Below are 11539 nucleotides of genomic sequence, written 5' to 3'. Positions count from 1 at the left end.
ATGAGCGTTCACATTGGTCCGGAAATGGTGTTCACGTTGAACCGGAATCGGTGTTCATGATCGGCCGGAATATGCAGGTCGAAGGCAACTCTCGCTTATCCATTCCATTCGGCATGGCTACCGCCCCTGAATTTCAGCCTCCAGTCTGCTGCGTTTCACCAACGGGATGGGGTTGGCATGGCTCATGGGAGACTCCGACGAGGCAAGTGTTGCCAAATGGCAATATTAACCATGGCGCTGTGTAGAGAAAGCTCAATATTGAGATTTTCTGTGCAAGATCAATAAGTTAATCAAATGTCACCCACGATTGATGACGCGCCGATATAGCGTGAACAGCCATTCTTTATCAATCTCCATAGAATATTCATGGTCATATCTGGCTTGAACTAGCATAAAACTCTTTGTTATTGTCCGTGCCCCCTGCGGAAATAGCTTATTTATCTATAAATCAACAAGATAGCATTATGCGGTGGCGTCGCGGGGGCATCTGCTATCGGGAAGGAGAGTTATGAAGTCGCAGTTCAAAGTGGCGCTGGCCATGTTGGCCCTGTTCGTCGTCCAAGGCTGCACAGCCCCGGATTCATCCACCAAGCGCAATGTACCCGGCCCGGTGCTGACCGCGCATTACGAAAGTGCCCCCCTGATCCCCGTCACTATCGCCGGTGAGCAGTACCAGTTTTTGCTCGATACCGGGGCCAGTATCACCTTTATCGATCGTCGTCTGGCCAGCCGCTTCAAGGCGCTGACCTTAAGCGAATTGCCCAGGGCCTATCAGGCTGATTTTGCCACTGTGAACAGCGTTTCGAGCCAACTGGGCAGCGAGCAGCTTGGTTTTGTTGAGCCGCAACCCTTCTCGGTGGGGTCGGTCACCATTGATGACAGCGAGCTGTGGGCAACCGTTGATTTCGATCTTTTCTCCCAGTCTCTTGGCAGCCGTATCGATGGCATCCTCGGGATCGACACCATCCGCCGTTTCAACTGGGTGTTTGATCGCGACAGGCATCAGCTCACGGCTTTGCTGACGGCACCGTCGGCAGCCACGTTCGAGCGTTGCATCGGCTATGAAGACAGCTACAACCGCTCCCCGGCAGTGTATCTGACCCACGGCGAGAGCAGCGTGCGCATGTATCTGGATACCGGGGCCGATCAGAGCTATGCCGACCATGCCTTTATCGACTTTATGGCGAGCCAGAAGGCGATCTCTGGCGAAGATGCGATGCCACGCAAAGGGGTGGACGCCAGCGGTATGGTGGAGGGGCGTGAACATATCCTCACCGGCCTGCACTTTGATGAGCGCCAGCTCGGTGAGCTGCGCGTTTCGGAAAACAGCAATGAGCAGTATGGTCTGGGGCTGGATTTTGTTAACCGCTTCAATCGCTTTGCGATCATGCCAGGGCGGATGATGATCTGCTACGACGCCAACAGCCTGGCGCGCAAAGTGCCGCCAACCCTGCGCAATATCGGAGTGCGTTTTGATGGCGAGCATCTGCAGGTCTACTACAGCGACGAACGGGATCTGGCCCCCTATGGTCTGGCCAACGGCGACATTCTGGAACAGATCAACGGGGTGGCTTATCGTCCCCTAGAGATCGACAAGGTGCGTGAACTGCTCAGCACCAGCAAGCCGGGGTCGCTCAAGTTGCGAATTGTGCGGGAAGGAAAACCGCTGGATATTGCCATCTAGTCAAGGTGGGGCGGCAAGACGAGCCGCCCCTATGAGCCTCAGCCCTTGGTCGGATTTTCCATGCAGGTGAGGGTTGGCTGGCCGTAACGCTCCAGCGTGGCTTCATCCCCTTTGATGAAGAAGGTGAGGTTTTGCCCTTCATAACGGGCGCCGCTGGCGCTGGGGGCTTCATAGGCGAGCGCTTGTTGCTGCTTGTCGCCCTCGCTCAGGTTGATCACTGCGGCGGGCAGCTTGGCATCGTTATAGAAGTAGGTAGAGAGTGTGACGCTCTTGCCGCACTGGTAGTTGACCGGTGCCGGCACCATCAGCTGGCCGCCGCTGATCTGCAGTTCGGTGATCCGCAGCAGGTAGTTATCTTCCACACACTGGCGCAGATCCTGCCCCTTCCAACAGTCGTTGCGACCCTTGATCCAGCCGCGCTGCATGGCGCGCTCTGTCTTGAGCTGTTCGGGAGAGAGCGCAGCAATCGCCTTGGGGTAGAGGGCCGCCAGTTCGTTATCAAGGGCGGCCAGTCCGGCATCCTTGCAGATCAGGGTTTCGACCGACCCGGAGGCTTTGGTGCAGTCAAAGGAGGGGGTTGCGGCGCTGGCCAGCAGAGGGGCAAACAGCAGGGTGGCAAGTAAGGTCTTGTTCATCGATAGATTCCAGCAATGAGGAGGGCATATTTGCCTACTACAGCACACTCTACAGGGCAATGCAGCAAGGGAGCCGAGCGCACTTGCACTGCTGAATAGCTGCCAAACGGACAAACCCGACACTCCTGGCCGGAATGTCGGGTTTTTTGTGGCCGCGATAAAGGGGGAGGCGGGTTGCCCGGTTGATCAGGCCAGCGCCAGTTGCTGACTGCGGGCGCGCCACAGCCGCTCGTGGAAGAAGAACACCACGGTATTGATGGCCGGTTCGATCATCGCCATCACACCGCCGGTGAGCAGTTCGCCGCTCAGCAGGAAGGCAACCCCGAAGGCCACCGAGAAGTGGACCACCGCGAAGCTGCTGGTCTTGGCCTGCAGGCTGTGATTTGGTTTGAGCTTGTGCCAGCCAAGGTCATGAAAGTAGAAGGCGACCGTGTTGACGGCGGGCTCGATCAGGGCGATCAGGCTGGCGGTCAGCAGCTCACCGGTCAGCAGGTAGGCCACGGTAAAGGCGACACCGAAGTGCAGGATGGCAAAGCTGATGGTCTTTTTCATGATGGCGGCTCCCTCTGTTGATGATGAGAGTATCCGCCGAAATGAGATTAAATGAAAACTATTCTCATCTATTGCCAAAATAGAGAGAACCTATCAACGGGCGAGTGGCCGGTGTGGTTCAGCGGTTGCCAATCGCAGCCAAGGCGATAAAGTACAGGTTCTTCACACTTGCCCATGAAAAAGGATCTTTCATGAATATCAATGCCACCCTGCTTGGCCAGTTCATTGCGTTGCTGATGGTCATCGTCGGCGTCATCGCCTGGCGACTGGCGCGCCGCAAGAGCGAGCATCCGGCGCTGGTCACCCTGATCTGCTCCCTGCTCTGTCTGTTTCCGCCCTTTGGCCTGCTGGCCCTGTTGCTGGTTGCGCTGAAACAGGATCTGCCCGCCCGCTCATAGGGCGCGCAGGTTCAGGCTGCTTGCACACACTGGCCGTACCAAAAGCAAAAGCCCCGTGATGGGGCTTTTGCGTTTCAACTTTGTGGTCGCTGTGGGGAGGGGGATTAACCTTCGGCCTTGTTGAGCCACTCGACCCTGTACAGAAGACCTTGGACACCCATCTTTTGGGTTCGGGCTCTGCTATGCCTTGCTCAAAAAGGTGGGTGTCCCAGATTTGTTGGCGGATAGTCCCAGTTCAAAGCTGTATCATGCCACTGTGATAGTTCGCTTAATCGCCCGAGTGCTAGTTTGCTCAGAGGCAATATTTCCTCTATCGGACCTACATCGAATTGCTTTAATGCGGCCTCATTACCACACCATAAAGAACCACCACCCCATTCAAACATTAGTCTGATGCGGAAGACCTCGGACATGGTGGTGGCCTCTAACGTTTGAGTTCAGCGGCGCGCTTTAGCGCGTCCGCTGGAACGAATTGTTAGATGCCTATGCTTGGCAGGCGCGTCGACATGAACAATATGCACCACAGCCATGATTTGGCCACATGCTTGTAGATGCGAGCTCAATTTTTATGATTTCATCAATAAGCGGTTCTTCGTCAAGCTCTTGAACGTAAAGCATTTCAAACATCTTATTCTTGTGTCGCTCACTTAACGGAAACATCGGAGTAATGCTTTTATCTCCAAATGCGGCAACTGCCAAATCTTTGCGAATTTCAGGCGTGTACTGCTCGCGATACATCAATTGCCACTTATATAGAGTGCGCTTTCCTAGAAGGCGGCAAATTTCACGGAATTGACCTTGAATGCGCTTAATTCGATCTTTCTTGTATTTTTCAGGATTTTCCTTGAATTTTTTGGCAGCCTTTTCGCGCTCGGCCTGCGTTATAGGGAAATGGTGAATGTAGCGATCGAAGTTTTTATTGCAGTATTCCATGTAGTTTTTTGTGTCCGCGATAAATAGATGCCACATCTCATCAATCATATACATTGGGTCATTGATTGAAAGATCACACTTCTCCGCGTTTGCTGCGAACCAAAGCCATCTCTTTGTTTCTTCAAAAATATCCAACGCTTCTTCCCGCGTCACCGCATATCGGTCTAAGAATTTTTGAATGAGGTCTGGGTTTTCGTACTTCAGTGCCTGTTCTAAAGTCTTCATTTCATTCTCCTTTTCTGCAGGTCAGGGTTGGGGGCATCTAACGCCGCACTCACCGGTAAATTATGAGCGCAGCGAGTAATTTATCCGCGTGCAGTGCCTTGTTATAACGCGCTTCTAACTGCACATTCTCTCAGATATCTCTTTCAATTTTTCTATATCTAGGCGATCACTCGCCCAGCCCTGAGCAAATGGTATCGTATTTGATTTCGGCAATTGCTCTTCTTTTAGATCCCTAACTCTTACTCTGGAAGGTAGAGCCGAACCTTCACCAACAAAAATTGCTTCTTGCTGAGATAAAATGGGTAATGCTCCAACCATGCCAGAAAGTCCATCTGGCAAGAATCGAGCGACATGCTGCTGGTCTGCAGAATTTGTTAGCCTTAGTACTACCCAAGTACCACACTGTGAAATTACTGTGCTGTCCACATCGGCTGGCCGCTGGCTTACCAGCATCAAACCAATTCCGTATTTTCGCCCCTCTCTTGCTATACGCCTGATTGCTTCCTGAGCGGCTGCGTACTGAGCCTCCCCGTGATCTGGAACATACCTATGAGCTTCTTCACACACTAATAATATAGGATCCTTCTCTTTCTCTTCTTGAGTTTGAAATACTTTGTACTGAAAAAGCAACCTAGCAATTAGTGCGGTAAGCGGGCCTGCAACTTCATTTGGTAAGCCTGAAATATCAATAATTCTAATATCTTTTCCTGCCTGACTAGGTGCGCCAATGAATTGATTCAAAACTTGATGTAGCTTTATTTCAGCATCGTTATCAACCCAACACCTCATCATAAATGAAAGTCGAGTATCTCTTCTCAGAACTTTTAATTTATCTAACACTGCTGAAACATAGGACATACCAGAATCTGATGGTGGTAGTGACTCTAAAATCTTTGTGCCTTTTTTAAATCTTCCACCCTGTATATACCTAACATGAGCTTCGAACTCATCAAGACAAAATGGTCTCGGCTTATCACGATCGAATTCCAGAATTTCTGAAGTATCCTTGCCATCGCATAAATCTGGATCGTCAAAATTTTCTAAATGGTTAAGGGCCTCTGTACCGAACTCTCTTGGGCAAGGTTTGACAATTCCAGCGGCAACCATTCTTGCATGAGCGAGAGCTATTTGAACTACATTGTTTTGACTGGTAGCGCTTCTTTCCGTTTTACCGATAACTAGGTTAGTAAACTCATCACTAGACATTAACCAATACGGTAGCTTTATCTCTTCCTGACCATCGTCGCCTGCCGCTATGTCATATGCTCGGTACTGTACAGCTCTCTCTTTAAAGGCTGAACCATACTCACCATGAGGATCAATGACCACTATCTGAGGAGACAGCTCTTTATCATTATTTTTATGCGATAGTACGCTATGAATAATCGCGGCAACAGTACCTGACTTACCAGATCCTGTAGATCCAAGAACCGCACAATGCATACCAAACATTTTATTAATGTTAGCTCGACAGGCTGTAGATTCAGAAGCACTGTAAACCGCAAAGGGAACTAATGGATCTACTTCATCATCTCTTGTACCTTCAGCGGAACGGTAGACAAAAGAAATTTCTTCGTTGGTTAGCAGGAATACGCCTTGTTGGGGCAAAGGGTAGGTTTTAATACCACGCTTAAAGGCCAAAATTGACTTTGTATTATTCCAGCTGCCTTCAGCTAACAGCTGGACTTCCATTACACGCTGATCAGAATCAGAAGTCACAGGCATACCTGCTTCAATTAACTCTTCCGATCGCATTCTGAGCATTGTTACCAAGCCAAAAATTATTTTGCGACCATAGTGAATTTTAACCATGCTACCTATTTGACCGATAGGGTAAACACGACCATTAAAAGTTCTTGTTAATTCAGATATTTTATCTGAAATCTCAACTTTTATATTGGTTCCTGACACCTCAACAACTTGGCCTATTTTCAACTCTTCAGATGGTGTAAACATAACTAAACCTCGCATCCGTTCTTTAATACTGATGTTACACCTTTGAATGTCCACCAATAATCGTCTTTGTCTTTTCTTTTAAATGGGCCTTCTTTTCCAATATATAGGCCGTGTATGGATGCGATAATTACTCTTGAACCAAAACTATCGCTACGCCACTTTTCTAAACATGGTGGAATTTCATCTCTACACTCCAAGAATGCGAGCAATACTGTTTTATTTTCTGCTTTCGATAACGCAAATTCAATTTCGTTGTTGATATGATCATCGCCAAAACTATAGCCGCACACCGCTAACATATTGCTATTGGAAGAATTTAGCGATTTTCTGAATAAGTCAAACTGCGTAGAGAACGGATCTTGCTGAGTGGCAACGTATTTAGTGGCTTGAGGGTAAATTAGAACCCGACGGTCCGCCTTTGGATATAGATCATTTTCCCTAACTCGCCATACATACCCTTTGTCACAAAGAAACCAATCTATGGAGCCATGCATTTTAATTAAGTTGGCGCGCTGATTGTTCGCTGGAATGGGTTCTCCATACTTCTGTTTTCGATAGGCTATAGCACCACCATCAAACCCATCCCAATAAGGAATTTTATTTAGTGCTAATGCATCTTCTAAAAGAGTGTCATAGTTGGTTGTGAAAATATTGACAGCTTTTCTTCGCTCATGAACACCAGCGGATGCGTGATTAAATAGAGTGTCAACAAATTCTAAATGTGCTTCGATGTCTACAATTGGTTTAGACAAAGAGCCTTCTTCAACTGTATTTCCATCCTTGTCCTCAACATAGCCACACCGGATAACATTTGAGATAGACTCAAGAATTTTATTATGTACATCCTTTAGGGTTGCTAACTCAACTTCCACCCCACGAATTACAGTTTTCTTTTCTTTATTTCTTTCAGCTAATGCAGCATAGTCGCCAAGATGACTAAGAACATGCTCTATATGGCACTGCTCTGGCAGCTCTTCAAACAGTGGAGTGATAATATCGTCATATAACTTCTTATGACTAGCTTCTATATCCTTCTTAACTTTATTCGTTAAAGGGTACATTAACGGTAATTTAGCATCGAAACTTATTCCTGCACCCAATAGCCAACTTTGCTCACTACACTTCAAGTGTTCCTCTACTTGCAAGAACAACTCGTCATCAATCAAATCATCCATTTTCTTTCCTTCTTATAGAGTTGTACCGAAGCTGGCAACCAGAGCGTTATAACAGTGATTAGATGGAAGGCGGCACTAATCCGTTAGCAGAGCATTCCATATAACTCCGTAACATTTTCACTGCCGCCAAGTAAAAACAATCATTAAATCATAACGTCATCAGCTTTCTTCGCATGCTGGGCGTATTCGCTTGACTTCCTCTTTTTGCGCCACCGTTACTACTGTATGAAAAATCAGTGCTCAGGGCAGTCGTGGAAAGCGCCGCCAGATCACGCCTGCGTGAGCAGGTCAGAAATAAAAATGGTGCCGTCACCATGTTGAGTCGGTCGTAGGCAACTCTCGCTTATCTATTCCATCCGGCATGGCTACCGCCCCTGAATTTCAGCCTCCAGTCTGCTGCGTTTAACCAACGGGATCGGGTTGGCATGGCTCATGGGGTGACTCCTACGAAGCTTTGTTGCCAATCGGGTATATTAGCGGCGGGCAGGCGGAGGGAAAGGACGAGATGGCCGATTTCTGAGCTAGATCGACTAATTAGTCAATAACGACTGATCTGGTATGCAGATGGGGCGGGTGCTGCCATTGATGAGGAAAACAGTTAGTGGGTAAAAGCGCTGGTGGGTAATAAACAAGAAGCCCCTGAACGGGGCTTCTCTTTGGCGGCATAGCCACTATGAACGGCTGGGCTGATCGTCTCGCTGGCGCGTTAACCGGGCGCCGGAGCGGGCTGGTGCGGGCTTACTCTTCGACCTTGTTGAGCCACTCGACCTTGTATTGGGCGCCTGCGCCCTGCGCCAGCTTGGCACACAGCGGTTTCAGGAAGGCTTCAATCTGCTCGTCCAGCATCCAGGGCGGACTGATGATCAGCATCCCTGAGCCGTTCATGCCCCAGTCGGCAGTCTGGCCGGCCACTTCCAGCTCGGCCACCAGGACGTTACCGAAGTTCTCGCGCTTGATGGCACGCAGCATGTCGCGGGATTTGTCCGCCTCTTCCCCCAGAATGGGATACCAGAGGGCGTAGATGCCGGTGGCCCAGCGTTTTTGCGCCTTTTTCAGGGTATCGACCACGGCGAAGTAATCTTCTTTGAGCTCATAAGGCGGGTCGATCAGCACCAGCCCGCGGCGCGGGGTGGGGGGCAGCAGGGCGACCAGCCCTTCGAAGCCGTCACGGTGGTGCACGGCAACGCGGGGGTCATAGCCCATGTTGGCGCGCAGGTCTTCGACCTCGTTGTTGTGCAGCTCCATCAGCGCCAGCTTGTCCTGCTCGCGGGTGAGGCGACGGGAGAGCTCCGGCGAGCCGGGGTAGTAGTGCAGCTCACCGTTCTGGTTCATCTCCTCGATAACACCCAGATAGGGGGCCATGGCAGACCACTGGGCCCGCTCGTCCCACAGGCGGCCGATGCCGTCGGCATACTCGGCCTTCTTCTGGGACCAGTCGCCGCGCAGGTCGTAGAGACCGCCACCGGCATGAGTGTCCAGCACGATGAAGGGTTTCTCCTTCTTCTTGAGGGACTCGATGATCAGGGCCTGAACGGCGTGTTTCAGCACGTCGGCATGGTTGCCGGCGTGAAAGGCGTGGCGGTAGCTCAGCATATTAGATCTCTGAGGGGGCCCTGCTGGGCACCCAGTAACGATAGATAGTTCAACAAATTGCGGCTGTTGCCGCGAAACAGGGAGAGGCTGCGCAGGGTCTGCAACAGGACGCCCTGTTGCAGCCGCTCCAGCTCCAGCTCGTGGGCCAGCATCGACTGATACTGCTGCTCGTCGAGTCGCGTCTTGGCGCTTTGGCGCAGGGCGCGCCACGGGGTCAGCACCGCCTCGGTCTGCACCAGCGCCGGTTGCAGGTCGGTCAGATCGACCACGATGCCGAGCTGATCGAGCCGGTGCAGCAGCAGCGCCAGATTGACGTTGCCCCCCTGCTCCTGCACGGTGAGCCAATCCTGGCTGCGCTCACCATAGACCTTGCCGCTCCAGTGCCAGAAGCCGATCGGCGTCGGCAATTCGTGGACCGCGACTAGCTCGCTGGCCATCAGCTGTTCGTCACGCAAAGAAGGCTTGCTCCATGGTTTCCAGCTCTTCGGAGAGGCTCATCCACTCCAGCTCCACCTCTTCCAGTTGCTCCTTGAGGGGGCCCTGGGATTTGAGCAGTTCGGAGAGCTTGGTTTTAGCGCTCTCTTCGTAGATGGCGGGGTCGGCCAGCTGGCTCTCGATGTCGGCCAGCTTGCCCTGCAGCTTCTCCATGCTCGCTTCGAGCTTTTCCAGCTTCTGGCGCAGGGGCCGAGTCTGCTGGCGAAACTCCGCTTCGCGCCGCTTCTGATCCTTGCGCGCCACCGCCGAGTTGGCAGAGACGGGGCCATCGGCCGGTTTGGCGTTGGCCTCTTTCTCTTGCTCGCCGAGCCACTTGTGGTAGTCGTCCAGATCGCCGTCGAACGGCTCGACCCGGCCACCGTGTACCAGATAGAAGTCATCTGTGGTGGTACGCAGCAGGTGACGGTCGTGGGAGACCACTACCATGGCCCCTTCGAAGCCTTGCAGCGCCATGGTCAGGGCGTGGCGCATCTCCAGATCCAGGTGGTTGGTCGGTTCATCCAGCAGCAGCAGGTTCGGTTTTTGCCAGGTGATCAGCGCCAGCACCAGCCGCGCTTTTTCGCCGCCGGAGAAGGGGGCCACCTTGTCGAGCGCCTTGTCACCGTGGAAGCCGAAGCTGCCCAGATAGTTACGCAGCTCCTGCTCGGTCTTGTCCGGCGCGAGGCGGGCCAGATGATCGAGCGGGGAATCATCGAGACGCAGGGTCTCCAGCTGATGCTGGGCGAAGTAGCCGATGCTCACCCCGGCGCTCACTTCGAGCTTGCCGGAGAGCGGCGGGTTGGAGCCCGACAGCATCTTGATAAAGGTCGATTTACCGGCGCCGTTGCGACCGAGCAGACCGATGCGCGAACCCGGTACCAGATTGAGTTTGATCTTCTCCAGGATCACCTTGTCGCCGTAACCGGCAGAGAGGTTCTCCATGGCGATGAGCGGGGTCGGCAGGGCCGACGGCTCGCGAAACTCGAAGCTGAATTCGGAATCGGCGTGGGCGGGCAGGATCTTCTCCATCCGCTCCATGGCTTTCAGGCGGCTCTGGGCCTGACGGGCCTTGGAGGCCTTGTAGCGGAAGCGGTCCACATACGCCTGCATGTGGGACATCTCCCGCTGCTGCTTCTCGTACATGGACTGCTGCTGGGCCAGATGTTCGGCGCGCTGCAGTTCGAAGTCGGAGTAGCCGCCGGTGTATTCGTTGAGCTTGCCGTTCTCGATATGGATGATGCGGCTGATGACCGAATCGAGGAAATCGCGGTCGTGAGAGATGAGCACCAGCGTGCCCTGATAGCCCTTGAGCCACTTCTCCAGCCAGATCACCGCGTCCAGATCCAGGTGGTTGGTCGGTTCATCGAGCAGCAGCAGATCGGAGCGGCAGAGCAGCGCCTGAGCGAGGTTCAGACGCATGCGCCAGCCACCGGAGAAACTGCGCACCGGCGAGCTCAGCTGCTCGTCGCTGAAACCGAGGCCGTGCAGCAGCTCGGCGGCGCGGGCGCGGATGCTGTAGGCGCCGATGGTATCGAGGCGACCGTGCAGCTCGGCCACCAGCAGACCATTGTCATCCTGCTCGGCCTGTACCAGCTGTGCTTCCAGCGAGCGGAACTCCTTGTCGCCGTCGATCACATACTCGAGCGCGGAGCAGTCGAGCGCCGGGGTCTCCTGCGCCACGCCTGCGATCTGCCAGCCAGCGGGCAGGCTGAAGGTGCCGCTGTCGATGGCCAGCTCGCCCCGTACCAGTGCAAAAAAGGTGGACTTGCCACAGCCGTTTTTGCCCACCAGACCCACTTTGTGGCCGGGGTGAATGGTGGCGGAGGCGTTGTCCAGCAGCTTGCGGCCGCCGCGGATCAGTTCGATTTGACTGGCAACTATCATGGGTGGGATCTGCTTGCTCAAAATGGAGGA

Annotated in this window: 10 protein-coding genes; 2 read left to right on the top strand and 8 right to left on the bottom strand. The window is 52.8% G+C overall.

Annotated elements, in window-relative coordinates:
- Positions 1–508: 508 nt before the first annotated feature.
- Complete coding sequence (locus tag NOM06_RS16895; protein WP_255912459.1) at positions 509–1684, top strand: retropepsin-like aspartic protease; 1176 nt, start codon at positions 509–511, stop codon at positions 1682–1684.
- Positions 1685–1722: 38 nt separating this feature from the next.
- Here NOM06_RS16895 and NOM06_RS16890 read toward each other — a convergent pair whose 3' ends face one another.
- Positions 1723–2319, bottom strand: a complete 597-nt coding sequence (locus NOM06_RS16890) for an MliC family protein (protein ID WP_255912457.1) — start codon at positions 2317–2319, stop codon at positions 1723–1725.
- A 186-nt stretch (positions 2320–2505) separates the two neighbouring features.
- Positions 2506–2871: a DUF2061 domain-containing protein gene (locus NOM06_RS16885; RefSeq protein WP_042084552.1), complete on the bottom strand. Its 366-nt coding sequence runs from the start codon at positions 2869–2871 to the stop codon at positions 2506–2508.
- A 191-nt stretch (positions 2872–3062) separates the two neighbouring features.
- Here NOM06_RS16885 and NOM06_RS16880 point away from each other — a divergent pair, with 191 nt between their 5' ends.
- The gene (locus NOM06_RS16880; protein ID WP_042656489.1) at positions 3063–3269 is read left to right on the top strand and encodes a hypothetical protein; all 207 of its coding nucleotides are present in this window, start codon (positions 3063–3065) and stop codon (positions 3267–3269) included.
- A 483-nt stretch (positions 3270–3752) separates the two neighbouring features.
- On the opposite strand, the gene NOM06_RS16875 is transcribed toward NOM06_RS16880, so the two are convergent.
- From NOM06_RS16875 to NOM06_RS16850, 6 genes are all read right to left on the bottom strand, one after another.
- Positions 3753–4427 carry a hypothetical protein gene (locus tag NOM06_RS16875; RefSeq protein ID WP_255912455.1) on the bottom strand — a complete coding sequence of 225 codons (675 nt, stop codon included), beginning with the start codon at positions 4425–4427 and terminating at the stop codon, positions 3753–3755.
- 114 nt (positions 4428–4541) lie between these two features.
- On the bottom strand, positions 4542–6383 hold the full coding sequence (locus NOM06_RS16870; protein ID WP_255912454.1) for an ATP-binding protein: 1842 nt from the start codon (positions 6381–6383) through the stop codon (positions 4542–4544).
- A 2-nt stretch (positions 6384–6385) separates the two neighbouring features.
- The gene (locus tag NOM06_RS16865; protein WP_199355854.1) at positions 6386–7558 is read right to left on the bottom strand and encodes an SIR2 family protein; all 1173 of its coding nucleotides are present in this window, start codon (positions 7556–7558) and stop codon (positions 6386–6388) included.
- A gap of 738 nt (positions 7559–8296) precedes the next feature.
- A complete protein-coding gene (locus tag NOM06_RS16860) occupies positions 8297–9151 on the bottom strand; it encodes a 23S rRNA (adenine(2030)-N(6))-methyltransferase RlmJ (RefSeq protein ID WP_255912453.1) in 855 nt (284 codons plus the stop codon).
- On the bottom strand, positions 9145–9606 hold the full coding sequence (locus NOM06_RS16855) for a DUF2390 domain-containing protein (protein WP_244776189.1): 462 nt from the start codon (positions 9604–9606) through the stop codon (positions 9145–9147). Before NOM06_RS16855 ends, NOM06_RS16860 begins: the two co-directional genes overlap by 7 nt.
- Positions 9599–11509, bottom strand: a complete 1911-nt coding sequence (locus NOM06_RS16850) for an ABC transporter ATP-binding protein (RefSeq protein ID WP_043821646.1) — start codon at positions 11507–11509, stop codon at positions 9599–9601. The genes NOM06_RS16855 and NOM06_RS16850 overlap by 8 nt, the downstream gene beginning before the upstream one ends.
- Positions 11510–11539 lie beyond the last annotated feature (30 nt).

It is taken from the genome of Aeromonas sp. JL9 (assembly GCF_024436075.1).
GTDB classification, from domain to species: Bacteria; Pseudomonadota; Gammaproteobacteria; order Enterobacterales; family Aeromonadaceae; genus Aeromonas; species Aeromonas veronii.
The sequence above is the reverse complement of the archived record's forward strand: the minus strand, read 5'-3'. Positions and strand labels throughout refer to the sequence as shown.

Coding starts and splice junctions, on each gene's coding strand:
- NOM06_RS16895 (WP_255912459.1), top strand. CDS start 509: ATGAAGTCGCAGTTCAAAGTGGCGCTGGCCATGTTGGCCCTGTTCGTC.
- NOM06_RS16890 (WP_255912457.1), bottom strand. CDS start 2,319: ATGAACAAGACCTTACTTGCCACCCTGCTGTTTGCCCCTCTGCTGGCC.
- NOM06_RS16885 (WP_042084552.1), bottom strand. CDS start 2,871: ATGAAAAAGACCATCAGCTTTGCCATCCTGCACTTCGGTGTCGCCTTT.
- NOM06_RS16880 (WP_042656489.1), top strand. CDS start 3,063: ATGAATATCAATGCCACCCTGCTTGGCCAGTTCATTGCGTTGCTGATG.
- NOM06_RS16875 (WP_255912455.1), bottom strand. CDS start 4,427: ATGAAGACTTTAGAACAGGCACTGAAGTACGAAAACCCAGACCTCATT.
- NOM06_RS16870 (WP_255912454.1), bottom strand. CDS start 6,383: ATGTTTACACCATCTGAAGAGTTGAAAATAGGCCAAGTTGTTGAGGTG.
- NOM06_RS16865 (WP_199355854.1), bottom strand. CDS start 7,558: ATGGATGATTTGATTGATGACGAGTTGTTCTTGCAAGTAGAGGAACAC.
- NOM06_RS16860 (WP_255912453.1), bottom strand. CDS start 9,151: ATGCTGAGCTACCGCCACGCCTTTCACGCCGGCAACCATGCCGACGTG.
- NOM06_RS16850 (WP_043821646.1), bottom strand. CDS start 11,509: ATGATAGTTGCCAGTCAAATCGAACTGATCCGCGGCGGCCGCAAGCTG.